This window comes from Priestia sp. RMT2NF4 (assembly GCF_047872835.1).
In the GTDB taxonomy this organism is placed as follows: domain Bacteria; phylum Bacillota; class Bacilli; order Bacillales; family Bacillaceae_H; genus Priestia; species Priestia zanthoxyli.
In genome coordinates this window covers 16,290-40,024 of sequence record NZ_JBLQZO010000016.1, presented here as the reverse complement: position 1 = coordinate 40,024, position 23,735 = coordinate 16,290, and the positions used below count along the sequence as shown (strand labels likewise).

The 23,735-nt window shown below is 37.2% G+C and carries 19 protein-coding genes, 12 tRNA genes and 2 riboswitches; of the genes, 28 read left to right on the top strand and 3 right to left on the bottom strand.

The genetic code is table 11. The features are described from left to right. The 12 genes from ACMX9J_RS26975 to ACMX9J_RS26920 all read left to right on the top strand — a co-directional run bounded on the left by ACMX9J_RS26975 (position 1) and on the right by ACMX9J_RS26920 (position 1,192). Positions 1–68 (top strand) — tRNA-Asp (locus tag ACMX9J_RS26975). 15 nt (positions 69–83) lie between these two features. Further along, positions 84–159: transfer RNA gene (locus ACMX9J_RS26970), tRNA-Phe, on the top strand. A 25-nt stretch (positions 160–184) separates the two neighbouring features. Continuing rightward, positions 185–260, top strand: a tRNA-Thr gene (locus tag ACMX9J_RS26965). A gap of 8 nt (positions 261–268) precedes the next feature. Further along, positions 269–352, top strand: a tRNA-Tyr gene (locus tag ACMX9J_RS26960). Positions 353–357: 5 nt separating this feature from the next. Then, a tRNA-Trp gene (locus tag ACMX9J_RS26955) sits at positions 358–431 on the top strand. A 30-nt stretch (positions 432–461) separates the two neighbouring features. Next, positions 462–537, top strand: a tRNA-His gene (locus ACMX9J_RS26950). A gap of 28 nt (positions 538–565) precedes the next feature. Continuing rightward, positions 566–640, top strand: a tRNA-Gln gene (locus ACMX9J_RS26945). 5 nt (positions 641–645) lie between these two features. Next, a tRNA-Gly gene (locus ACMX9J_RS26940) sits at positions 646–720 on the top strand. A gap of 37 nt (positions 721–757) precedes the next feature. Next, positions 758–831 (top strand) — tRNA-Cys (locus ACMX9J_RS26935). A 14-nt stretch (positions 832–845) separates the two neighbouring features. Further along, positions 846–934 (top strand) — tRNA-Leu (locus ACMX9J_RS26930). Positions 935–964: 30 nt separating this feature from the next. Next, positions 965–1,046 (top strand) — tRNA-Leu (locus tag ACMX9J_RS26925). Between the two features lie 72 nt (positions 1,047–1,118). Further along, positions 1,119–1,192, top strand: a tRNA-Gly gene (locus ACMX9J_RS26920). A 115-nt stretch (positions 1,193–1,307) separates the two neighbouring features. On the opposite strand, the gene ACMX9J_RS26915 is transcribed toward ACMX9J_RS26920, so the two are convergent. After that, entirely contained in the window at positions 1,308–1,973 is a 666-nt protein-coding gene (locus ACMX9J_RS26915; protein ID WP_033580874.1) for a B3/4 domain-containing protein, read from the bottom strand. Between the two features lie 129 nt (positions 1,974–2,102). On the opposite strand from ACMX9J_RS26915, the gene queG reads away from it, so the two are divergent. From queG to ACMX9J_RS26860, 11 genes are all read left to right on the top strand, one after another. Next, positions 2,103–3,239: a tRNA epoxyqueuosine(34) reductase QueG gene (queG, locus tag ACMX9J_RS26910; RefSeq protein WP_033580873.1), complete on the top strand. Its 1,137-nt coding sequence runs from the start codon at positions 2,103–2,105 to the stop codon at positions 3,237–3,239. A 72-nt stretch (positions 3,240–3,311) separates the two neighbouring features. Then, a complete protein-coding gene (locus ACMX9J_RS26905) occupies positions 3,312–4,199 on the top strand; it encodes an amidase domain-containing protein (protein ID WP_416226414.1) in 888 nt (295 codons plus the stop codon). 64 nt (positions 4,200–4,263) lie between these two features. Further along, on the top strand, positions 4,264–4,737 hold the full coding sequence (trmL, locus tag ACMX9J_RS26900) for a tRNA (uridine(34)/cytosine(34)/5-carboxymethylaminomethyluridine(34)-2'-O)-methyltransferase TrmL (protein ID WP_016762878.1): 474 nt from the start codon (positions 4,264–4,266) through the stop codon (positions 4,735–4,737). Between the two features lie 458 nt (positions 4,738–5,195). Then, the gene (locus tag ACMX9J_RS26895) at positions 5,196–7,091 is read left to right on the top strand and encodes a PrkA family serine protein kinase (protein WP_013055179.1); all 1,896 of its coding nucleotides are present in this window, start codon (positions 5,196–5,198) and stop codon (positions 7,089–7,091) included. A 324-nt stretch (positions 7,092–7,415) separates the two neighbouring features. Further along, on the top strand, positions 7,416–8,594 hold the full coding sequence (gene yhbH / locus ACMX9J_RS26890; protein ID WP_028412691.1) for a sporulation protein YhbH: 1,179 nt from the start codon (positions 7,416–7,418) through the stop codon (positions 8,592–8,594). Positions 8,595–8,698: 104 nt separating this feature from the next. Continuing rightward, positions 8,699–9,730: a DUF3231 family protein gene (locus ACMX9J_RS26885; RefSeq protein ID WP_028412690.1), complete on the top strand. Its 1,032-nt coding sequence runs from the start codon at positions 8,699–8,701 to the stop codon at positions 9,728–9,730. Between the two features lie 143 nt (positions 9,731–9,873). Beyond that, entirely contained in the window at positions 9,874–10,770 is an 897-nt protein-coding gene (locus ACMX9J_RS26880; protein ID WP_014461808.1) for a cation diffusion facilitator family transporter, read from the top strand. Positions 10,771–10,874: 104 nt separating this feature from the next. Next, positions 10,875–12,404, top strand: a complete 1,530-nt coding sequence (locus tag ACMX9J_RS26875) for a spore germination protein (protein WP_416226413.1) — start codon at positions 10,875–10,877, stop codon at positions 12,402–12,404. Beyond that, positions 12,397–13,488, top strand: coding sequence for a GerAB/ArcD/ProY family transporter (locus ACMX9J_RS26870; RefSeq protein WP_028412688.1), 1,092 nt, complete (start codon positions 12,397–12,399; stop codon positions 13,486–13,488). The genes ACMX9J_RS26875 and ACMX9J_RS26870 overlap by 8 nt, the downstream gene beginning before the upstream one ends. After that, on the top strand, positions 13,478–14,590 hold the full coding sequence (locus ACMX9J_RS26865) for a Ger(x)C family spore germination protein (RefSeq protein ID WP_033580870.1): 1,113 nt from the start codon (positions 13,478–13,480) through the stop codon (positions 14,588–14,590). Before ACMX9J_RS26870 ends, ACMX9J_RS26865 begins: the two co-directional genes overlap by 11 nt. A 197-nt stretch (positions 14,591–14,787) precedes the next feature. Next, a complete protein-coding gene (locus ACMX9J_RS26860; RefSeq protein WP_224357742.1) occupies positions 14,788–15,243 on the top strand; it encodes a VanZ family protein in 456 nt (151 codons plus the stop codon). A 167-nt stretch (positions 15,244–15,410) separates the two neighbouring features. On the opposite strand, the gene thiC is transcribed toward ACMX9J_RS26860, so the two are convergent. Both thiC and ACMX9J_RS26850 read right to left on the bottom strand, forming a co-directional pair. After that, complete coding sequence (gene thiC, locus ACMX9J_RS26855; RefSeq protein ID WP_033580868.1) at positions 15,411–17,180, bottom strand: phosphomethylpyrimidine synthase ThiC; 1,770 nt, start codon at positions 17,178–17,180, stop codon at positions 15,411–15,413. Between the two features lie 114 nt (positions 17,181–17,294). After that, positions 17,295–17,409, bottom strand: a riboswitch (TPP riboswitch). An 81-nt stretch (positions 17,410–17,490) separates the two neighbouring features. Then, positions 17,491–17,781 carry a hypothetical protein gene (locus ACMX9J_RS26850; RefSeq protein ID WP_014461804.1) on the bottom strand — a complete coding sequence of 97 codons (291 nt, stop codon included), beginning with the start codon at positions 17,779–17,781 and terminating at the stop codon, positions 17,491–17,493. Positions 17,782–18,239: 458 nt separating this feature from the next. On the opposite strand from ACMX9J_RS26850, the gene ACMX9J_RS26845 reads away from it, so the two are divergent. From ACMX9J_RS26845 to ACMX9J_RS26825, 5 genes are all read left to right on the top strand, one after another. Next, on the top strand, positions 18,240–19,064 hold the full coding sequence (locus ACMX9J_RS26845; protein ID WP_033580867.1) for an undecaprenyl-diphosphate phosphatase: 825 nt from the start codon (positions 18,240–18,242) through the stop codon (positions 19,062–19,064). A gap of 273 nt (positions 19,065–19,337) precedes the next feature. Beyond that, a riboswitch (cyclic di-AMP (ydaO/yuaA leader) is annotated at positions 19,338–19,477 on the top strand. 106 nt (positions 19,478–19,583) lie between these two features. Next, positions 19,584–20,843, top strand: coding sequence for a cation:dicarboxylate symporter family transporter (locus tag ACMX9J_RS26840; RefSeq protein WP_028412682.1), 1,260 nt, complete (start codon positions 19,584–19,586; stop codon positions 20,841–20,843). A 213-nt stretch (positions 20,844–21,056) separates the two neighbouring features. Next, positions 21,057–22,088 (top strand): sporulation integral membrane protein YtvI, encoded by a 1,032-nt coding sequence (gene ytvI / locus ACMX9J_RS26835; protein ID WP_013055188.1) that lies wholly within the window; start codon positions 21,057–21,059, stop codon positions 22,086–22,088. Positions 22,089–22,249: 161 nt separating this feature from the next. Then, positions 22,250–22,855 (top strand): DedA family protein, encoded by a 606-nt coding sequence (locus ACMX9J_RS26830; protein ID WP_013055189.1) that lies wholly within the window; start codon positions 22,250–22,252, stop codon positions 22,853–22,855. A gap of 24 nt (positions 22,856–22,879) precedes the next feature. Next, a complete protein-coding gene (locus ACMX9J_RS26825) occupies positions 22,880–23,671 on the top strand; it encodes an EcsC family protein (protein ID WP_028412681.1) in 792 nt (263 codons plus the stop codon). Positions 23,672–23,735: the final 64 nt, after the last annotated feature.

The following is a 23,735-nucleotide window of genomic DNA, read 5'->3' as shown; positions in this document are numbered from 1 at the left end:
GGTGTAGCGGTTAACATGCCTGCCTGTCACGCAGGAGATCGCGGGTTCGATTCCCGTCGGGACCGCCATTTTAAATTTAATAAGGCTCGGTAGCTCAGTTGGTAGAGCAAAGGACTGAAAATCCTTGTGTCGGCGGTTCGATTCCGTCCCGAGCCACCATTTTAAAAACATTTGTTTTTAAAATGCCGGTGTAGCTCAACTGGTAGAGCAACTGACTTGTAATCAGTAGGTTGGGGGTTCAAGTCCTCTTGCCGGCACCATTTATATCGGAGGGGTAGCGAAGTGGCTAAACGCGGCGGACTGTAAATCCGCTCCTTCGGGTTCGGCAGTTCGAATCTGCCCCCCTCCACCATTTACAGGGGCATAGTTTAAAGGTAGAACTACGGTCTCCAAAACCGTCAGTGTGGGTTCGATTCCTACTGCCCCTGCCAATTATAAAATTAACATTGCATATATACGTGGCGATTGTGGCGAAGTGGTTAACGCACCGGATTGTGGTTCCGGCATTCGTGGGTTCGATTCCCATCAGTCGCCCCATTTATAAACGATATGCATATTCCAATATTGGGCTATCGCCAAGCGGTAAGGCAACGGATTTTGATTCCGTCATGCGTTGGTTCGAATCCAGCTAGCCCAGCCATATTTGCGGAAGTAGTTCAGTGGTAGAACACCACCTTGCCAAGGTGGGGGTCGCGAGTTCGAACCTCGTCTTCCGCTCCAATTTAATTTTAATAAATTTATTTAGTCTTGAGTAAATGGCGGCATAGCCAAGTGGTAAGGCAGAGGTCTGCAAAACCTTTATCACCGGTTCAAATCCGGTTGCCGCCTCCATTTATTTACAAGCTGCCGGGGTGGTGGAATTGGCAGACACACAGGACTTAAAATCCTGCGGTAGGTGACTACCGTGCCGGTTCAAGTCCGGCCCTCGGCACCATTTATAATTTTAACTTGCCTTTTTTATTTTGCCGATGTGGCGGAATTGGCAGACGCGCACGACTCAAAATCGTGTTCCTTCGGGAGTGTCGGTTCGACCCCGACCATCGGTACTTTAGCTTTACTTGACAGGATGATTCCTGTTTTTATTTTTACTTATTGGTCGACAAATTTTGATAATATTTGCGGGTGTAGTTTAGTGGTAAAACCTCAGCCTTCCAAGCTGATGTCGTGAGTTCGATTCTCATCACCCGCTCCATACATATTGTTATCACAACGCAGTGTCTCGCTTTCAAAGCTGAGATGTTGCGTTTTTTATTTTTAGCGTAAATATAGCGTCTATCTTGAAAAGATAGACGCTATATTTACGTACATCAGTTAATGACTTGATAGGTTGCTTCGCCGCCGTGAATTTGAATGAACATGTCACTTAAGGATTTAGTTAGTTTATAAGCCTGTTCTTCTGAAAGTGACGGTTTTAAATAGATGAACTGTACAGCTTGTGTTGTCTTTTCAGTTACGTACGCTCGGTTAGAATCGACATAAGGGCTTCCGAAAGCTCCTAGGGCATCTTTTGAAATGATTTTATTTTCTAAAGAAATGTTACGTTCATTTAGAGCTTCGTAAGACTCTTCTTTTTTACCGATAGTAAATTCAACGTGGCCCTCTATATTAGAAGAATCATAAATTCCAATTGGTACTTCATATTGCAATGAAAAAAAGTTATTAATGTCCACAGCAGAATTGATAGAAGGAAGATACGTTTGTTTTCCTATCCGTCGAATTAAAGCTTCTATAGAAGGACGGTATTTACTTGGATCCGTTCCAAACGTTTTGAAAAGCTTTCTCCACTCGCTAACACCTTCAAATTCTGTTACTTTTTTTGACTCAAGGTCAAAATAAATGGATTCTTGAAAAAGGCGCAGACGTCCTTTTAGCATTTGAGGAGAATCGCCAACTTCAATATTTTTATACTGAATGATTCCCATTTTAAAAGAAGGGCAAAGCTGTTTAATAGCGGGTGATAATGTAAAGTTCATTTTTTTGATCCTTTCTATTATAATTAGTATTTGTTCGTTTATAGATACCATCCTATCATTTCATTGAGTGAGAAAACAGTTCAATGCATGAATATATAGAATTTCTTAGAAAGGAGGCTATTACTCACTATGAATGCGTATCAGTTGAAGGAAGAAATTATTTCATACAGCAAAGAGATTGGAATCGATAAGATTGGATTTGCGAGTGCTTCTATGTTTGATGAGTTAAAGAATCGATTGTTAGCACAGCAAGAGTTAGGTTATGCTTCAGGCTTTGAGGAACCTGATATTGAAAAAAGAGTAGATCCCACATTAGTTGTTCCAAAAGCTAGATCCATTATTTCAATTGCACTTGCGTATCCTTCTAAATTAAAGGATGCACCAAAGAGCACAAAGGAAGATCGCCGAGGGATCTTTTGCCGTGCTTCTTGGGGACAAGATTATCATACGGTTTTACGTGATAGGCTTCAAAAGCTTGAAGCTTTCATAAAAGAAAAAGTACCTGCAGCTATCCTTCAATCGATGGTAGATACAGGCGAGCTGTCGGACCGAGCTGTAGCAGAAAGAGCTGGTATTGGCTGGAGCGGTAAGAACTGTGCCATTATCACACCTGAATTCGGTTCCTACGTGTATTTAGGGGAAATGATTACAGATATCCCGTTTCCTCCTGATAAACCGATAGAAGACGGCTGTGGTACTTGTAATAAGTGCGTAGATGTGTGCCCTACCGGTGCGCTTGTAACAGGCGGTCAGCTGAATTCGCAGCGATGTATTGCCTTTTTAACCCAAACAAAAGGATTTTTAGCTGAAGAATTTCGAAGTAAATTAGGCAATCGTTTATATGGCTGTGATACATGTCAAACTGTGTGTCCTGAAAATAAAGGCAAAGACTTTCATTTTCACCCTGAGATGGAGCCTGACCCAGAACTTGCGAAGCCTAAATTAAAACCGCTTTTAACGATGAGTAATCGTGAGTTCAAAGAGAAATTTGGACATGTTTCAGGGTCATGGAGAGGGAAAAAGCCAATTCAGCGTAATGCCATTATTGCACTTGCCCATTTTAAAGATCAAACCGCTGTTCCAGATTTAATTGAGTTAATTAAAAATGACGTTCGCCCTGTCATTAGAGGAACGGCGGCATGGGCGTTAGGCAAAATTGGTGATAAAGAAGCATTAGATACACTTATGAACTTAAGAGAAAAAGAAAAGGACCAAGAAGTAATTGAAGAAATGTCAAAAGGTATAGAGATGCTTCAAGAGATCTAAACCGTATTTTTATTGATAAAGTTAGCTAATGAGTCATAGCGTATAATAAACGCTTAGAAAAGTGGTGACATTATGCTAACAAAAAGGAATGTATTATATACTTTAATTAAAGCGCGTGCGGACAGCTATGTAAAAGGTGAGCTTCATGAAGACTTTAAGCCTTTCATTGAACAGCAGTGTGAGCTAAAGCGGTCTCTTGTAAAAAAAAGAGAAGTTGATGTTTTAAAATGTAATATGAAAGGTTCTATTCAATCTGCTCATACGGATCAGGAAGAAACAAGAGTATTATATAAGGTGCACATTCAGGCATTTTTAAAACAAAACGATTTTTTCTATATAGAAGAAGAAATTGAAGATCGTTTAGCTCTTTTTTATAAAGATACACTTATTCAAGATGAGCTGCTGGTAAAGGATTTTTCTGAAGATGAGGTTGAAATGGATGTAGAAGAAGTAGAGGAAGACGAAGAAAGAGCCTCTTATTATGATCGTCTTGCAGCTGTTCAGTATGCAGAAAAGCATTGGGATAAACCTAATGAAAGTTATAAGCAGTTTGAGGTAAACTGCACCAACTATATCTCACAGTGTTTGCATGCAGGAAAGGCGCCGATGCGGGGGTATCCTAAAAAAGCAAACGGATGGTGGATGAGAGGGAACGCCTGGAGCTATAGCTGGGCCGTTGCTCATTCCATGCACAGCTATTTAAGTAACTCCAAATCAGGACTTCGGGCTGTGAGGAAATCTTCAGCAAGCGAACTTGTCCCGGGAGACGTTATCTGCTACGATTTTGAAGGAGATGGAAGATGGAATCATACGACGATTGTTGTAGCAAAAGACCGTCACGGTATGCCTCTTGTGAATGCGAACACGTATAATAGTCGAATGAGATATTGGGCTTATGAAGATTCAACGGCTTACACGCCAAAGATTAAGTATGATTTTTTCCATATCGTTGATCGGTAAGTCTTTCGTTTTAGCAAGTTAGTGGTATAATGATGAATAGATTTGTTAGCAGAGGTGAAAATTTGTGGGAGTACACGTAGTGTTATTTCAACCAGAAATTCCAGCAAATACAGGAAATATTGCGCGAACATGTGCAGCAACAAATACGACGCTGCATTTAGTTCGGCCGTTAGGCTTTTCAACAGATGATAAAATGTTAAAGCGAGCTGGATTGGATTACTGGGAATTTGTAAATGTGGTGTATCATGATTCATTAGAAGAAGTATTTGAAAAGTATCCTGAAGCAGGCTTTTACTTCATCACAAAATTTGGTCAACAGCCACATACAACATTTGATTATAGTGACTTAGAGCAGGATCATTTCTTCGTATTTGGGAGAGAAACAAAGGGTCTGCCAAAGCACATTATTGAAGAGAACATGGAAAGATGTCTTCGTTTACCGATGACAGAAAATGTTCGTTCTTTAAATTTATCTAATACAGCAGCTATTTTAATCTATGAAGCGCTGCGTCAACAAAATTACGCTGGTTTATCTTAAATAAAAAGCGAGGTTCAATAAAATTTGAACCTCGCTTTTTTATTTATGTCGACGATGATATGTAGTGGTTATTTTTTAACACCCGGTTTATCATTGTATCCCGCTCTGAAGATGGATGCTAAAAAAGCAATTGTTACTCCTAATACTAAAAGTAAGCGCATTGATTTTCCTCCTCAATCTAATTAAAAGGATTATACAGCTACTGCAGTTAAAACCGACTTCCCATATCTCATGATGATAATAATGACAAAATAACTCTTCTAGAGACGTAAGTTCTCTAATAAAATTTAACCGTTCCTTCTTACTCTTTTATTATAGCTAATAAATACTTCACTGTGAATGCCTAGCAAGGACAAATTTCTGAATTTTACAATTTAAAAAGCATGTTCAAACATTTTGCTGCATAGATTGTATTAATCTTGTTCACTAGCACCATAACTAGTAGGGGAGGTCCTTTAATGGATATATTAAAGAAAGTTGAAAGATACCGCGAAGAAGAGAATCGTCTTAAGTGGGAAGGGACATTTGAAGAGTACCTAAAGCTGATTAAAGATGAGCCTTTAATTGCTCAGCCTGCACACTCTAGAGTATACAACATGATAAAGGATGCAGGAATTGAAGAGGTAAATGGTAAAAGACATTATAAATTTTTCAGTGGACAAATGTTTGGACTTGAAGATTCGCTAGAACGCTTGGTGGAAGAATATTTTCACCCAGCTGCAAAGCGTTTAGATGTTCGTAAACGTATTTTACTTTTAATGGGTCCAGTAAGTGGTGGTAAATCGACGCTAGTGACCATGTTAAAAAGAGGGCTTGAAGCTTATTCGCTTACTGATCGAGGAGCTGTTTACGCTATTAAAGGATGCCCAATGCATGAAGATCCGCTGCATTTAATTCCACATCATTTACGTAAAGACTTCTTTGAAGAGTATGGTATCCGAATTGAAGGAAACTTATCTCCTTTAAATACAATGCGATTAGAGGAAGAGTATGGCGGCAGAATTGAAGACGTCATCATCGAACGCATTTTCTTCTCAGAGGACAAACGAACTGGAATTGGAACGTTCAGTCCTTCTGATCCGAAATCTCAAGACATTGCTGACCTAACAGGAAGCATTGACTTTTCAACAATTGCAGAGTATGGATCTGAGTCAGATCCGCGCGCTTACCGCTTTGACGGAGAGCTTAATAAAGCAAACCGGGGAATGATGGAGTTCCAAGAGATGTTAAAATGTGACGAGAAATTTTTATGGCATTTACTCTCTTTAACCCAAGAAGGAAACTTTAAAGCAGGAAGATTTGCTTTAATTAGTGCAGATGAATTAATCGTAGCGCATACAAATGAAACAGAGTATCGCTCGTTTATTTCCAATAAGAAAAATGAAGCTTTGCATTCACGAATTATTGTAATGCCTGTTCCATATAACTTAAAAGTGAGTGATGAGGAAAAAATTTATGACAAAATGATTCGTGAAAGTGACGTATCAGATGTTCATATTGCCCCTCATACGCTACGTATTGCGTCTATCTTTACTACGTTAACAAGATTAAAAGAGCCTAAAAAAGGCGATATCGATTTGTTAAAGAAAATGCGCTTATACGACGGTCAATCTGTAGAAGGCTATAACGATGCAGACGTAGAAGAGTTACAAAAAGAGTATACGGATGAAGGAATGAGCGGTATTGATCCGCGTTATGTCATTAACCGCATTTCATCTACCATCATTCGAAAAGATATTAAATCAATCAATGCATTAGATGTACTGCGTTCATTGAAGGAAGGGTTAGCACAGCATGCGTCTATTTCTGCTGAGGACCGAGAGCGTTACCTGAATTATATTTCTCTGGCGCGTAAAGAATATGATGAAATTGCTAAAAAAGAAGTGCAAAAAGCGTTCGTTTATTCTTACGAAGAGTCTGCTAAAACATTAATGGATAATTATTTAGATAATGTCGAAGCATACTGCAACAAAAATAAGCTTCGTGATCCGCTAACAGGAGAAGAGTTAAATCCAGATGATAAATTAATGCGTTCAATTGAAGAACAAATTGGTATTTCAGAAAATGCGAAAAAAGCATTCCGCGAAGAAATCTTAATTCGTATTTCCGCTTATGCACGTAAAGGAAAACGATTTGACTATAATTCTCATGAACGCTTACGTGAAGCGATTCAGAAAAAACTGTTTGCAGATTTAAAAGACGTAGTGAAAATTACAACGTCCACTAAAACACCAGATGAGCAGCAGCTGAAGAAAGTAAATGAAGTAGTGGCTCGATTGATTGATGAGCATGGATACAATTCAGTATCTGCTAATGAACTGCTGCGCTATGTAGGAAGTTTGTTAAATCGATAACTCAGTACTAACAAGAAAACATGGCACTTCCGATCTGTGCCATGTTTTTCTTATCTCTTAAAATAAACTCTGCATAATTAGGCTATTGTGTAGTACGCATTGCACTTAACCATCATATGATAAGTCATAAACATATACATGACACTAGACACTATAAAATGAATAGTTAATAGTAAAAGAATTAGTTAGCAAGTATACCATTCTTGCGCATAGGATAAGAGTAACCAACCTTTGAACTAAAGGTATTTGTCAGAAACTTTCGGTATAGCTTATGCATGCCGAGTAAAAACGTGCAGGTGTTTTTTAAATAAGGAGGGGAATAGCGTGGGAAAAGAAGTAGATAAAAGTTTTGCTGTCTCAAAAGAAGACTGGTCCCTCCATCGTAAAGGCCACGATGATCAAAAAAGACATCAAGAAAAAATTAAAGAAGCCATTAAAAATAATTTACCGGACTTAATTACAGAAGAAAATATCGTGATGTCCAATGGAAGAGAAGTTGTTAAAATCCCGATCAAATCATTGGATGAATATCGAATTCGGTACAATTATGATAAAAACAAACATGTGGGTCAAGGTGATGGAGACAGTAAAGTTGGGGATGTAGTAGCACGTGACGGATCTGCTGGAGATGGTCAAAAAGGAGCAGGAAAAGGTCAAGGAGCAGGTGACCAGGCTGGAGAAGACTACTTTGAAGCGGAAGTGTCCCTCATGGAACTTCAAGAGGCTTTATTTGCTCAATTAGAACTGCCTAATCTTCAGCGAAAAGAATCTGATCAAATTGTTGTGGAACACATTGAATTTAATGATATACGACGTACAGGTTTGATGGGGAATATTGATAAAAAACGAACGATGATGAGCGCTTATAAGCGAAACGCAATGACAGGAAAGCCTGCTTTTCATCCTATTTATCCGGAGGATTTAAAATTTAAAACGTGGAATGAAGTTATAAAGCCAGAATCGAAAGCAGTCGTTTTAGCTATGATGGATACGAGCGGTTCGATGGGCATATGGGAAAAATATATGGCACGAAGCTTTTTCTTTTGGATGACACGCTTTTTACGTACGAAATACGAAACGGTGGAAATTGAATTTATTGCGCATCATACAGAGGCAAAAGTAGTGTCAGAAGAAGACTTCTTCTCCAAAGGAGAAAGTGGAGGAACCATCTGCTCATCTGCTTACCGAAAAGCGCTTGAATTAATTAACCAAAAGTATGATCCGAGCCGTTATAATATTTACCCGTTTCATTTTTCAGATGGTGATAACTTAACTTCAGATAACGCAAGGTGTGTAAAGTTAGTAAATGAATTAATGAAAGTGTCAAATATGTTTGGGTATGGGGAAGTGAATCAGTACAATCGACATTCCACTTTAATGTCTGCGTACAAAAACATTCAAGACGAAAGCTTTAGACACTTTATTTTAAAACAAAAATCAGACGTTTTTCATGCGATGAAAAGCTTTTTTAGAAAAGAGACCGAAGACCAAAAATATGCATAACCTAAAAGGCCTAGACTTGTTATCTAGGTCTTTTTTATGCGGTTTATTCAGCGCTTCTTTGGAGATAGTAAAAGTACGACTTTATCCAAAAGGAGAATAAGTGAATGAACGAAAATATAAAGAGTGAAATGCAAAAACATCAACAAAATCAGCGGTTGAATGCAGCCGAGTTAGGTTACTTATGGGCGCAATATTTAGGCGATACGCTGTATGTATGCGTTCTTGGATATTTTCTATCTGTTGTAAAAGATCCAGAGATTAAGGAACTTTTAAAAAAAGCACATCAGTTTTCACAAACTCATGTAGACGAATTGACGGAATTATTCAGTTCAGAAAAAATTCCAATTCCAGTAGGGTTTGGGGAACAAGATGTGAACAAAGGAGTTCCTGCTTTATTCGATGATATTTTTATGGCTATTTATGTAAACGAAATGGCCATTGGAGGTATGAAGAAATATGCCAGAGCGCTAAGCGCAGTGAGAAGGCAAGATATTTATGACCACCTATCTCGATGCGTAAAAGAAAGCGACATTCTTTTAGAGAATTCTAACCACGTTATTTTAAGAAAAAGCATGCTGATGAGACCTCCGGTTATTCCTTATCCTGTAAAAGTGAATTTTGTGGACGAAAAAACATTTATATCACCATTTTTCTCTCAAATGCATCCTTTAACTTCTTTAGAGGTTACCGCTATTCAAGAAATTGTTAATACAAATGTATTAGGTAAAACGCTGATGCTGGCCTTTAGTCAAGTAGCTACCACACAAAAATTACGCTCTTATTTTTTTGATGGAGTCAAGCTTGCAAGTAAGCAAATCAAGCACTTCACCGAGTTACTGTCTGAAGCTGATTTACCAAGTCCGAGGTTGCTTGATGCATATGTAACCAACTCAACGATTTCACCGTTTTCAGATAAGCTGATGATGTATCATACTTCTACAGCGGTGACGATCGCTATTGATAACTGCGGTGCTGGTTTGTCTATGGCCTTCCGTTCGGATGTAGCAGTAGAATTTTCTCAGCTAATTGGGCGTATAGGGAAGTACGGAAAAGATGGAATTCGAATTATGATTGAGCAAGGGTGGATGGAAGAACCTCCAATGGCAACTGATCGTAAGAAGTTGGCAGAGAAATAAGAAAGATATGTTGTGGATTATCAGTAATTTTGCGGTGCTGAAACATATATAGCTAAATGAAAATAGGTTGCTCTAGACCCACTTGAATGAACAGTGATAAGATAAAAAAGCTGATTTTTCAAGAAGTAAGTCGAGGTGTGCAAATGAATAATAGTATAAGGGAGTCCATTGCGAAAAAAGTAGCATGGATTAGCGTATGGAGCAATATTGCCCTTACGCTAGGAAAAGTAATAGTAGGATGGATTGGAAATAGTGATGCTGTATTTGCTGATGGTATTCACTCTGCAGCGGACGTATTTGCCTCTATTATTGTCTTGTTGGTTATACGAGTAGCAAATAAGCCAGCAGATGATGATCATCCATACGGGCATGGAAAAGCAGAAGTAATTGTCTCAGGAATTGTAGGAATTATTTTATTGCTTGTATCATTTTATGTGGTATTTGAAGGAGTCGTTGGTTTATTCCATCCGGTTGAATCTCCAAATATTTTAGCCATGTGGATTGCTGTTATTTCATACATAGCAAAGGTATTATTGTACCGTTATTCTTTAAACGTAGCCAAGCAGCACCACAGTAAGGCAATTGAGGCAATTGCATTTGATCATAAAGCAGATATTGTTGCTTCTATTGCAGCGGCAATTGGTGTTTTATTATCCATTATTGGTGATAAAATGGATGTTCAACTGCTGTTATACGGAGATAAAATAGCAAGTATCTTTGTTGCTTATTTAATTTTTAACATTGCCAGACAAATGATGGGAGAGTCTTTTCAAATCTTAATGGAAGGCAATATTGATGAAGAGCTACTGAAAGAACTTGAAGAAAGTATTTATGAATTTGAAGATGTGAAGCGGATTGATCGCGTTCGAGCAAGAGAACATGGCCATTACATATTAGTGGATGTACGTATTTCAATTGACCACTTTAAAACAATTAAGGAAGGTCATGATTTAGGACGAGAAATCAAAGCTACACTTATGAAAAAGCATGATAATATTCAGGAAGTATTAATCCATTTGAATCCTTATTATCCAGATTAAAAAGACGCAGCGAAAATTTTTCGCTGCGTCTTTTTGCATTTTTTTACATACTATTTATTTTTTTAGAAACAATGAATATTAACAAGAGACATCGAGGCAGGTGAGTGGCACTGTTAATTAAACGAAGGCCTAAGCGAAAAAAAAGTCCTATCTCCCTTGAAGAAAAGGAGCCAAAAATAGAAATTGAACTTGGTACAAACATAGAAGAAACTCTAAATGTGCTAGAAGAACGGTTAGACTATACGAGCGATATAGGGAAAAGGTGGCTAAAGTTCAATTATGAGCGTGCGCTTTTAGTTTATTTTGTTCCTCTTATGGATTCAGTGAAATTAAATGAGCATGTGATCAAACCTTTATTAATCGAAAAAGAAGGAAAGATAAGTGAAATTATTCAGGCCGCTTCAATTACTCCTACAAAAGATTTGAATGAAATGATTAGTTTAATGAGCCGAGGTGCGTCTGTTTTATTAATAGAGAATGATCCGTTTGTTTATGCAATTGATTCTACCAAAACGGCTACAAGAGAAGTTAATCAAGCGCTGAATGAAAAAGTGATTAGGGGTTCACAGGAAAGTTTTGTCGAGAGCTTGGACAAAAATCTAAACATGATGAGGCAAAAATTTTTAGATGGAAGCCTTATTGTACGCTATATCGAAGTAGGCAGTATTTCACGCACTCGAGTGGCAGTTTTATATTTGAAAAATATAGCAAACGCAGAAATTTGTAATATGATTATTGATTGTATCAAACAAATTGAAGTGGATGGAGTAGATAGTGGGAGCATCATTGAAGAGGCTTTAGAAGATTCGCCTCTTTCACCCTTTCCTCAGCTGTTGAACACAGAAAGGCCGGACCGGGTAATGGGTAATCTGTTAGAAGGCAGAATGGCCGTTTTAACAAATGGAAATAGTTCTGCGTTAATTGCTCCTGTTAACTTTTTTACTTTTTATCAATCGCCTGAAGATTACAATACACGTGCACTTTATGGCTCATTTTTTCGACTTTTACGCGTGTTCAGTTTTTTTGTTGCCATGAGTTTACCTGCGATTTATATTGCAACGATTTCTTTTCATTACGAGTTAATTCCTTTGGACTTAGTATTTACGGTAAAAGGATCTCTTGAGAACGTTCCGTTTCCTCCGATAGTAGAGGCATTTATTATGGTATTGATATTGGAACTATTAAAAGAAGCATCGCTCAGGCTGCCTTCATCCATTGCTCAAACCATCGGGGTAGTTGGAGGATTAGTTATCGGCACAGCAATTGTTGAAGCGAGTTTAGTTTCAAATATGATGATTATTGTTATTGCTCTAACAGCCGTTTCTTCCTTTGTTGTGCCATCAAACGAAATGAGCACAACGCTGCGAATTTTAAGTTTTCCTATGATGATCGGAGCAGCCGTTTTTGGCTATTTGGGTATTGTTTTTGTACTAGTGCTCATCGTTATGCATTTAGTTATTTTAGAATCCATTACGATGCCTTATTTAATTCCTTTTGCTCCATTTAGATTTTCCGGCTTAAAGGATGTCTTTGTAAGGATGCATCAGCTTTATTTGAATGAAAGGCCTGCTAATGCTAAGCCTCAAAAACGTAAACGTCAAAAAGCGATAAGGAATTGGGATTCAAATGAATAAAAATAGTATTTCAGCCAGTCAGCTGTTCTTTATCATCTTACAAACTCAAATTGGGATTGGTGTTTTAGGGTTACCTTATAACTTATTTAAAACGGCGCATACGGACGGCTGGATTTCCATGTTAATGAGCGGTTGTATTATTCAAGTCATTACATTATTCCACTGGGGATTAACGCATCGTTTGCCAGGTTTAACGCTGTATCAGATGACTAGCAAGCTGCTTGGTAAGTGGTTAGGTAATTTTTTGAATATAGGATATGTGTTTTATTACATTATTGTCTCAAGTGTCATTACGGTTTTATATGTAAACGTGTTAAAGCGCTGGCTTTATCACTTGACGCCAGCTTATGTTCTTGTCTTTTTATTAGTTGTTATTGCGTTATATTTTGCAAAAGAGAATGTACGCAATATAGGGCGTTTTTTTACTATTGTATCTGTATTTTTAATTATTTTGGTATTATTGGTGTCAAATGCTTATAAAGAGGCCGATGTCCGGTATCTATTTCCGATTGGGCACAGCGGTATTCAAAATATTTTGCTGGCGTCAAAAGAAGGAAGTATCTCAATGTTAGGTTTTGAAGCTATTTTAATTTTAGCACCGTTTGTAAAAGCAAAGTCTACGACGACTTTAAAAATGGTCATGCTTAGTAATTGTATCGTTACGATTTTATATGTGTATATTATCATTGCTTGTTATATGTTTTTTAGCCCAGATGAAATTTTAATTGTACCAGAACCGGTTTTATATATTTTGAAGGCGACGCAAAACTCAGTTATCGAACGAATCGATTTGGTTTTTATTACTTTTTGGATCATTTCTGTTATTACGTCCCTTATTATATATGTATATATTTCAAGTGTAGGCATGCAGGAAATCTTCAAAAAGAAAACTCACCGTCCATTTGTTCCAATTGTATTGATATTTGTAACAGGTCTTTCCATTTATTTTTCAAAAACGGATCAGCTTGTCGCAGCTTTGTCTCAAACAACTAATTATTTAATTTACGTATTCATTTTCTGTATTCCTATCTGTTTGCTATTATTGTCATGGATTAGAAAAGGAACTGTAAAAAATGAAGGATAAACTGATCAAGATAATGAGCATATGTTTAGTTTTAAGTTTTCTAACGGGGTGCTGGGATCAAAAAATGTTAAAAGATACGATGTTTTTGTCTACGGTAGCTTATGAAAAAAAGAAAGGAAATAAGGTGCTTTCTACTATTGCTATCCGCTCATATACGTCTAAAGAAGGGACTTTAGTAAATAAAACTTATCATGTAGCAGGGGATTCACCTCGAGATGATCGAACAAAAATTAACCAGCAGGTTTCTGGAATTGTTATGTCTGCCAAAAAGAGAATAATCTTATTTGAAGATCGATTAGCTAAAGAAGGTATACTAGAATTATCAGACGTCTTATATCGCACACCGGAAAGTCCTCTAACGGCTAAGTATGTCATTGTAGAAGGGAAACCGAGTACGATAGTTGAGCTACAGCAAGTAGGAGAAGAGCTAATTGGAGAATATTTAGACGGAGTTGTCCATACGGCTGAAGTCAATTCCTTAGTGCCAATTGAAACTCTTCAGTCACTTTGTACCGTGTTGTTTGATGAAGGAAAAGGGCTAGCTCTTCCTTATATGAAATTAAATACTGAAAATAAGACCGTTGATGTAATCGGTACAGCTTTGTTTAATGAAGATAAATTTTCAGGTATTACATTAAATTCCGATGAATCTAAGGCGCTTCTTTTATTAGGAAATCAAAAAGACAAATATATGATTATGAGTCACAAAATTACCATACATGATCAACAGTATGTAGTATCGTATGATGTGTCAGATGCTAAAGCAAAAATGCACGTTAAACCTGATGCGGTGCACGGAGCAAAAGTAATCATACCGCTAAATATAAAAGTAAGTATTAATGAATTTACTAAAAATGAAATGTCATCTCCTGCATTAACAAAAAACGTACAGAAAGAAATTGAAAAGATTCTACAAAAGAAAGCTGAAAAAGTAGTTGAAAAGCTGCAAAAAGCTAACTGTGATTTTCTTGAAATAGGAAGAGAAGTAGCTGCTTATCATCCGAGTATATGGAAAAGGCTTAAATGGAGACAGGACTATAAAAACATCTCGATTAATCCGAAAGTACAAGTGGAAATTATCCATCGTGGAGTTATTAATTAACAAAAGTCATGCGAAAAGCGTGGCTTTTTTAATTGAAAAAATTTTAGTTTACAAAATAACAAAAAGGGAATTGTATTTATTTATTGATGTGATAGGATAAAAAAGCATATAAATGCATTCACTACGAATGAAAGCAGTGGACGGGTACATATAGATAATAATAAATGGTTTTGGGAGTCAAAGAAGGTGATGTTGAAGTGAATGTAAGCATCAGGTCAATTGTTAAAAAAGTCATGTTCACTCTATTTATTGCGTATACGGCAGTGGTCATTTATGCTACTCTCATACGGGAAAACGAACATGTTTACGGAAAAGCAATGAACTTGGATTTATTTAGTACAATCCGTCTGATGTGGGACAGCGGTAATATAATGCTCACTCTGACAAATATACTGGGAAATATCGTGATGTTTGCGCCGCTTGGAATGTTTATTCCGTTGTTTATGAAGTGGTTTGACGGTTTTATTCAAGTCTTTACGACGGGTTTCTTAATCAGTTTTCTGATTGAAATTTTACAGTACAAGCTAACGGAACGAGTATTTGATATTGATGATATCTTTTTGAACACGCTAGGTACATTTATAGGCTGGGTTATTATTAAAATACTATATTGGATTAAGAACATGCTGAAAGCACGTTTCAAAAAAAGATGAAAGGACTTCTTTACGAAGTCCTTTTTGCATCTTGTTGATAGAAACACTTAATGCAGCGTCTTACGGAAGAATGTGAGGATTCAACGATAATGTGCTGACAATTTTGCTGAACAAATAATAACTTTCCTTCAAGCTGCTTAATTTGTTTTTTAAGCTGTTCTACTTCATTATTGATAGATATTTGAACCACTGTTAACAAACTCTTTAGCTTTTTCTTTCATTCCTTCTTTTCTTACTTCGTTTACATCTTTTTCATTTTCTTGAGCCATGTTACGAATATCTTGAGAAATACGCATCGAACAGAATTTAGGTCCACACATTGAACAGAAATGGGCTGTTTTAGCACCTTCAGCGGGAAGTGTTTCATCGTGATATTCTTTTGCGCGCTCTGGATCTAGTGACAGGTTAAATTGATCATTCCATCTAAATTCAAATCTTGCTTTAGACAGAGCATTATCGCGTTTTTGTGCTCCTGGATGGCCTTTTGCTAGGTCAGCAGCATGCGCAGCAATTTTATAGGTGATAACGCCTTCGCGAACGTCTTCTTTATTCGGGAGTCCTAAATGTTCTTTTGGCGTTACGTAGCAAAGCATAGCTGTTCCAAACCAGCCAATCATTGCAGCACCAATACCTGATGTAATATGGTCATAGCCTGGAGCGATGTCGGTTGTAAGCGGTCCAAGAGTATAGAAGGGAGCTTCCTGGCATATTTCCATTTGTTTATCTACGTTTTCTTTGATGAGATGCATTGGAACATGTCCAGGACCTTCAATCATAACTTGAACATCGTGTTTCCAAGCAATTTTAGTTAATTCACCAAGCGTTTCTAATTCACCGAACTGTGCCTCATCATTAGCATCTGCAATGGAACCAGGGCGTAGCCCATCGCCAAGCGAAATAGCAATATCGTATGCTTTACAGATTTCACAGATTTCTTCAAAGCGAGTATATAAAAAGTTCTCTTCATGATGAGCTAAACACCACTGCGCCAAGATGGATCCTCCGCGTGAAACAATACCTGTCGTACGTTTCGCTGTCAGAGGAATATAACGTAAAAGAACACCTGCGTGAATAGTAAAGTAATCAACACCTTGTTCTGCTTGTTCAATTAATGTATCGCGGTATGCTTCCCACGTTAGATCTTCTGCTACGCCTTTTACTTTTTCAAGCGCTTGGTAAATAGGAACGGTCCCTACAGGAACAGGCGAGTTGCGGATAATCCATTCGCGTGTTGTGTGAATATCCTTTCCTGTTGATAGATCCATAATTGTATCGGCTCCCCAACGCGTTGCCCATGTCATTTTTTCTACTTCATCTTCAATAGCTGAACGAATAGCTGAATTTCCGATATTAGCATTAATTTTCACATGGAATTTGCGGCCGATAATCATCGGTTCGCTCTCAGGGTGATTGATATTATTAGGGATAATTGCACGTCCTCTTGCTACTTCTTCACGCACAACTTCAGGATTCATCTGTTCACGAATAGCGATAAATTCCATTTCGGGCGTGATGATTCCTTTTTTCGCATAGTGCATTTGCGTTACATTTTGATTTTTTTTCGCGCGCAAAGGTAAACGTTTAGTGATAAAGCGCTCGTACTGATCTCTTGGATCACCGTCATAATAACCGTTATCCTGTGGCTGAACCGTACGGCCTTGATATGTTTCTACATCGTTTCGTTCTGCAATCCACTTTTCGCGCAGAGCCGGTAATCCTTTTTGTAAATTAATTTCATAAGAGGGATCTGTATAAACACCGCTCGTGTCGTATACACGTACGGGACTATTTTCTTCTTCACCAAAAGACCCTGTAGTAGGAGACTGATGAATTTCACGCATAGGTACTTTAAGGTCTTGTCTGGATCCTTGGACATATACTTTGTGACTGTTTGGAAAAGGCTTTTTCATAGAAACTGATACATTTTGTTTTGACATTACATATTCCTCCGGTTTCGCATAAAGTGTAGCTATACCGAACCATAAAAAAAATCGAGTTCTGTGATAGACAGAACCCGATGGAATAGGCAAAAAAAGAATAAACATATACTATTCTTTTCAAGACTACTTCCCTCCGCTGGTATAACCCAAATCAGGTTCAAAGGGTTAAAGAGTTTTATTGCACTCTTCTCTCAGTCTGAGCTATCAGACACCCCTAGTAGAAATAACATTCAAATTATTCAATTTACGGCTTAAGTTTACCATCATTCGGTAAAAAATCAACCCTTAAATAAAAAAAGCTAGACAATTAGCGTTGTCTAGCAGCATCGATTGCAATCACAATAGCTGTAATAATATGCATGATAAATCCCAAAAATGGAATCCAAGCAACCAGTGAGGTAACAAGTCCTAGTATGTTTCCATAAGCAGATAACCCTCGTCTATTAGCTAAAATGAGTGTGATAGCATGAAGAATAAATCCAATAAAAAGAGGAGTATAGCTAAAGCCCATAACAATCCCCGCGCCAATTAAAGGAATTCCCAGCAAGGCTTCATACCCAGCAGTGACCCATTTCATTGTACGTACATTTCCATTCATAGTAAAAAGCCTCCTAAAAAAGATACTACTATATACGAGAAAAGAGAGAAAAAAGTTTCAAATTACTTAGGGGATATGTCGTATAAGTCAGCCCTATTGGATTAAAATGATAGATGACAGTAAAGGGGGATGGAAAAAACATAATGATTTAGTCATTTTTTCACACTAAAGAAAAATAGTCTAGATGATTCATTTTTAGCTAAGGGACCAGAATTTATACTGAACATAGTGACTGCTTTTTAAAATAAATAAAAGCTGATATCGTGTTTTTTGGTTGTAGCATGTAAGCTTTTTATTACAAATTATTAAAGATTCTTATCTTTTTGCAAATACACATTGTATTTCATAGTTTTAACAATTATGATAAAAAAGCAAGTGTCAAAATAGGAAAATAGTTGAGCATGTAAAACGAAGCGATAAGCTTATTAATTTGAAAGAAAGGCAAGGTACATAGCTTTATGTGGGAAATTATTGTAGCAATCATTTTAGGGATTGTAGAAGGTTTAACAGAGTTTGCTCCCGTTTCGTCAACTGGGCATATGATTATTGTGGATGACCTGTGGTTAAATTCAAAAGAATTATTTTCATCTCCAGTAGCTAATACATTTAAGATTGTTATTCAGCTAGGGTCGATCTTAGCAGTAGTTGTTATTTTTAAAGATCGTTTTATTAATTTATTAGGATTGGGAAAAAAACCAGCTGCTGCAATTGGACCGACAAATCGCTTAAATTTAATGCAGGTAATTGTTGGTTTGTTACCCGCAGGAGTGTTAGGACTTTTGTTTGATGATTACATTGATGAACATTTGTTTTCTTTAAATACGGTGCTAATTGGCTTAGTGGTCGGAGCTGTATTAATGATTCTAGCAGATTTGTTTGGACCTAAACGTCCGCGTGTAGAGACGGTGGACCAAATGTCTTATGGACAAGCACTAGGTATAGGACTGTTTCAATGTATTGCTCTTTGGCCAGGTTTTTCTCGTTCAGGCTCAACGATTTCAGGAGGGGTTCTTCTTGGAATGAGCCATAAGGCAGCCGCAGATTTTACATTTATTATGGCAGTGCCAATTATGGCAGGAGCAAGTGGACTTTCATTGGTTAAAAACTGGCAGTATTTCACATCAGATGCACTACCGTTTTTTATTGCTGGTTTTATCAGCGCCTTTATTTTTGCGCTTATATCGATTCGCTTTTTCTTAAAATTAATCAACCGCATTAAATTAGTTCCGTTTGCCATTTATCGAATTATCTTAGCGGCTATTCTATATTTTGTATTTTTATAAAATAAATAAGCGTATTTTATAGCCATTTAAACTTCTGATAAAGACTTAAAAAGCAAGAAAAAGCTATTGCAACATTGCAATAGCTTTTTTGCATAAATATATATTATTGTCTTTTGAAAGCGTTTTATAAACATGGGTATTGACAAAACGTGTCGAAAAATAGTAAATTAATATTTGTGCAGTATAAAGTTAAGTAAAAGTAAGACTTCTGTTTAGTTTTATTGACTGTAAAAAACGTATGACAACGTATAGATCGTTTTAATTTTATAAAAATTGAATAATAAGCTTAATCGTATAGAGCGGGGGAATCATTATCGGCAGTAAAGCTGCCTTGGGGTGAATCCTTACAAAAGGTAGGAAACTCTCAATTCCGAATCCGACAGTTAACCTCGTTTGCTTTATTGAGAGAAAGAGCCCAAAATAGCGTAAGTAAAAGGCTGTTCTTTCTTAAGAATAGTCTTTTTTTGTTTTTTCAGAAAAGTATATACAAATGTCATACATCTTTGGGGAGGTACATCTATGAAAAAAATTCGTTTTGGTTTGGCTACGCAGATTTTTACCGGTTTAATCCTCGGTGTTCTTGTAGGAGTAATTTGGTTTAACGATCCGCGTGTAGTAACATACCTGCAGCCGCTGGGAGACTTGTTCTTAAGATTGATTAAGATGATTGTTATTCCAATTGTTATCTCAAGTTTAGTCGTTGGAGTTGCAGGAGCAGGTAGCGGTAAACAGGTCGGAAAGCTGGGCGTTAAAACCATTCTCTATTTTGAAATTATTACAACTTTCGCAATTGTAATCGGTGTATTGATTGCTAATATTTTTCACCCTGGACAAGGTGTAGACATTCATTCAGCACAGAAGAGTGATATTTCACAATACGTTGAAACATCCGAACAGCAAGAAGGAAAGTCAGTGGCTGAAACGTTCTTACACATTGTTCCGACAAACTTTTTCCAGTCAATTGTTGAAGGGGACATGCTAGCAATTATCTTTTTTACAGTATTGTTCGCACTTGGAGTAGCGGCAATTGGAGAAAGAGGAAAGCCTGTTGTTCAATTCTTTGACGGCGTTTCTCACGCAATGTTTCACGTGGTAAACCTAGTAATGAAAGTGGCTCCGATTGGAGTATTTGCTTTAATTGGTGTAACAGTTTCGAAATTCGGTTTAGAGTCACTTCTTTCATTAGGAAAGCTTGTTATCTTAGTTTACTTAGCGTTAATTTTCTTCCTACTTGTTGTATTAGGAGGAATTGCGAAATGGGCAGGAATTAACATTTTCCACTTATTCCGCTATATGAAAGATGAACTGTTGTTAGCATACAGTACATCTAGTTCTGAGACAGTTCTTCCGCGAATTATGGAAAAACTTGAAAAGATGGGCTGTCCAAAAGCTATCGTATCGTTCGTTGTACCAATTGGTTATACATTTAACCTAGATGGTTCTGTTCTCTATCAAGCGATTGCAGCGTTATTCTTAGCGCAGGTGTATGGTATTGATTTAACGATCGTTCAACAGCTGACGCTCATTCTGGTATTGATGGTTACATCTAAAGGAATGGCTGCGGTGCCAGGAACATCATTTGTTGTATTACTGGCTACTCTTGGAACAATCGGCGTTCCGGCAGAAGGATTAGCCTTCATTGCGGGAGTAGACAGAATCATGGATATGGCACGTACGGTTGTTAACTTAGTAGGAAACACACTAGCAGCAATTGTGATGTCTAAATCTGAAGGCAAATTTGACCCTAAAAAAGGTACAGAGGTCATGAGAGCCGGCTAATTTATAAATTAAAAAGCTACTTATTCTATTCAAAAAATTAGAATAAGTAGCTTTTTTCATAATAATTCCTTTATTATTATGGAAATTGACCCTATAATATGTAACATCAGGTATAAATATATCCAAATTTTATTCTTACATAAAAGCAGTCACTGGTTCCTTTCTTTATCAATAAATATAGAGATAGCTTAGCTAGTTGGGGGATAGTAGAGTATGTGGAAAAAGCGAATATGGGTCATCGCCTCGATAGTAATCGTATGTTTGTTAATCCCTTACAGTTTACCGATTGTGTTTGCTTTATTAACAGCATTAGCGCTTGAGGGTATTGTTCAAAAATTGCATCAATCTTTTAAAATGAAGAGAGTCTACGCAGTGCTTATGACCTTCATTTTATATGTTGTTTCGCTCATACTTATTGGATTTTTTATTGTTCGGACAATCGTTACGCAAGTGGTTGCTCTTTCAAAGATAGCGCCTTCATTTGTAAAAGAAATCTATGAAACCGCGATTTATCCAACTATTATTAAGTGGAAATACTATTCAAACGCTCTTCCTACAGAAGTGATTTCTTCTATCGAGCGCACGCTTGAAAAAACCGTAAATTCATTAGATTCTCTATTAAAAAGTACCGTGGAAATCATCATTAGCTTTGCTGCTACTGTTCCTGGGTTTCTACTAGAGTTTCTTATTTATTTAGTAGCGCTTGTATTTATCAGCCTTGAGCTGCCTGCTATTAAAAATAAAATTAAGTCATTTTTAACAGAAGAAACGAAATATAAGCTACAAGTTGTCATCACTCAGCTTATCCAAGCGGGGGTTGGTTTTATTAAGGCACAAATTATTTTAAGTGTCATGACGTTTGTAATGGCTTATGTAGGGCTTTGGCTATTAGATGTTCCGTATACCGCGCTGCTTAGTTTATTAATTGTAATTGTCGATATCTTACCAATCCTTGGGACAGGCTCGGTGCTCGTTCCATGGGGGATTTTTGCTCTTACGCAAGGACATGACTCATTAGCAATCGGCTTATTTATTCTATTTGGAGTCATTACGGTAGTAAGACGTGTAGTAGAACCAAAAGTATTTTCTACAAATATGGGTATTTCACCTTTGGCTGCATTAGTTAGTTTGTACATTGGATTTAAACTTTTAGGTTTTGTCGGGTTGTTTTTAGGACCGGCTTTAGTTATTTTATACGATGCTCTTCGTAAAGTAGGTATTATTCAAATTAACTTTAAACTATAAAAGCGCTGGATAAAACTAGCGCTTTTTTTTTATTGAAACTTTTGTAGTACGTCATACGTAAAGAGGGAAAGGAAAAAACTATGTCGCGTTGGTTTTTATCTATCAATCGGCTAAATTATAGTTTTGCAGTCTTAGATTTAATGACATGAGGAGGAGAATTTTTGTTAGAGTCGGTTTTACTTTCTTTAATTGAAGCGCTAAAACAGCTCTCTTATTTTGGCGTAATTTTAGCATTAACGTTTGAGTTTGTCCCCGCAGAGCTTGTTTTACCTTTAGTAGGGTATTGGGTGTACCAAGGTGATATGAACTTGTATCTGGCTATCCTTGCAGGTACAGTAGGCGGTGTGTGTGGACCGTTGACTCTTTATGCACTGGGACGTTACGGTGGACGACCGCTAGTTTTAAAATATGGAAAATATTTTTTGGTGAAAGAAAAAGAAATTGACGCTGCCGATCGCTTTTTTAATAAGTACGGCAGCGGGGTCGCTTTTTTTGGACGGTTTATTCCAGGAGTGCGTACGGCTATCTCTTTTCCATGCGGGATGGCAAAAATGAATGTATGGCTGTTTTCTATTTACACATTTGTTGCGATGCTTCCAGTAACGGCTATTTACGTATATTTAGGATATAAGTTAGGACCTAAGTGGAAAGAGGTGGGTCCGATTGTATCTCAATACATGCAGCCTATTGGAATCGGAATTGTTGTTTTAATTGCGTTGTTTTTTATCATTAAATATGTGCGGAATAAACAAGTAGGACAGAGCTGATAAATCGAGGAAAAGAGTGAGGATATGTCAGAGCATGAACAATTGAGAATAGAATTGCGAAAAATTGAAAAGTGGGAGAAAGACCAAAAAGGACTTTTTTTCTGGGAGCGGCTGGCTCGCTTGCCTTTTTCAGCTTTAGATAAAGTAACGCCAAAGTTCATTCATCAAAAAATAGAAAAATTATTAGATGAAATTGCCAAGTATGTTGATAATGGAGGCCAGTATTTAGCTAATACGTCTGCCACGCTAGAGAAAGCATCAGCCCAATTACAAGAAAATAAGCAGCTGTCAATAGAGGATGTTCAGCATTTATCTCTGCAGGAAATGGATGAGTTGGCGGAGTATTTTATTGAAGTCCGAAAAAAGAATGCGCAGCTGCAAGGAGCTACAACCGGAGTAGGTGGAATTTTCACACTGGCGATTGATATTCCTTTTGTATTGGGACTTACGCTTAAGACACTGCAAGAAGTGGCTGTTTCTTATGGTTACGATCCCACTGAGCAAGAAGAACGCATTTTTATGGTCAAATGCATGCAATTTTCATCCTCTGATATTGTAGGAAAGCGTGCGATTTTAGAAGAATTAGCAAGCGGCAATCGAACGCAGAGCTTGCAGCAACTCCAAGGTTGGAGAGAAGTGTTTCTAACCTATAGAGACAACTTGGGATGGAAAAAGCTATTTCAAATGATTCCTATAGCAGGGATGGTGTTTGGGGCGTATATTAACAAACAAGCGATTAGCGATATAGGAGAAGTTGGAATGATGCTTTACCGTAAAAGACGCATTTTAGAAAAAGTCTCACAATCTAAAAAATAAAAATAGGCTGGTATGAAAGTATTTTAGTTGAAGAAAAATCCGAACGAGTTTGATTCTTAGTTGA

What these genes read in the sequence shown, in the direction of transcription:
- ACMX9J_RS26825 (WP_028412681.1), top strand. Translation starts at nt 22,880, where the DNA reads ATGTCAGAGCATGAACAATTGAGAATAGAATTGCGAAAAATTGAAAAG.
- ACMX9J_RS26870 (WP_028412688.1), top strand. Translation starts at nt 12,397, where the DNA reads ATGAATAAAAATAGTATTTCAGCCAGTCAGCTGTTCTTTATCATCTTA.
- ACMX9J_RS26895 (WP_013055179.1), top strand. Translation starts at nt 5,196, where the DNA reads ATGGATATATTAAAGAAAGTTGAAAGATACCGCGAAGAAGAGAATCGT.
- ACMX9J_RS26905 (WP_416226414.1), top strand. Translation starts at nt 3,312, where the DNA reads ATGCTAACAAAAAGGAATGTATTATATACTTTAATTAAAGCGCGTGCG.
- ACMX9J_RS26915 (WP_033580874.1), bottom strand. Translation starts at nt 1,973, where the DNA reads ATGAACTTTACATTATCACCCGCTATTAAACAGCTTTGCCCTTCTTTT.
- ACMX9J_RS26845 (WP_033580867.1), top strand. Translation starts at nt 18,240, where the DNA reads ATGTGGGAAATTATTGTAGCAATCATTTTAGGGATTGTAGAAGGTTTA.
- ACMX9J_RS26865 (WP_033580870.1), top strand. Translation starts at nt 13,478, where the DNA reads ATGAAGGATAAACTGATCAAGATAATGAGCATATGTTTAGTTTTAAGT.
- ytvI (WP_013055188.1), top strand. Translation starts at nt 21,057, where the DNA reads ATGTGGAAAAAGCGAATATGGGTCATCGCCTCGATAGTAATCGTATGT.
- thiC (WP_033580868.1), bottom strand. Translation starts at nt 17,180, where the DNA reads ATGTCAAAACAAAATGTATCAGTTTCTATGAAAAAGCCTTTTCCAAAC.
- ACMX9J_RS26880 (WP_014461808.1), top strand. Translation starts at nt 9,874, where the DNA reads ATGAATAATAGTATAAGGGAGTCCATTGCGAAAAAAGTAGCATGGATT.
- ACMX9J_RS26840 (WP_028412682.1), top strand. Translation starts at nt 19,584, where the DNA reads ATGAAAAAAATTCGTTTTGGTTTGGCTACGCAGATTTTTACCGGTTTA.
- ACMX9J_RS26885 (WP_028412690.1), top strand. Translation starts at nt 8,699, where the DNA reads ATGAACGAAAATATAAAGAGTGAAATGCAAAAACATCAACAAAATCAG.
- queG (WP_033580873.1), top strand. Translation starts at nt 2,103, where the DNA reads ATGAATGCGTATCAGTTGAAGGAAGAAATTATTTCATACAGCAAAGAG.
- ACMX9J_RS26850 (WP_014461804.1), bottom strand. Translation starts at nt 17,781, where the DNA reads ATGAATGGAAATGTACGTACAATGAAATGGGTCACTGCTGGGTATGAA.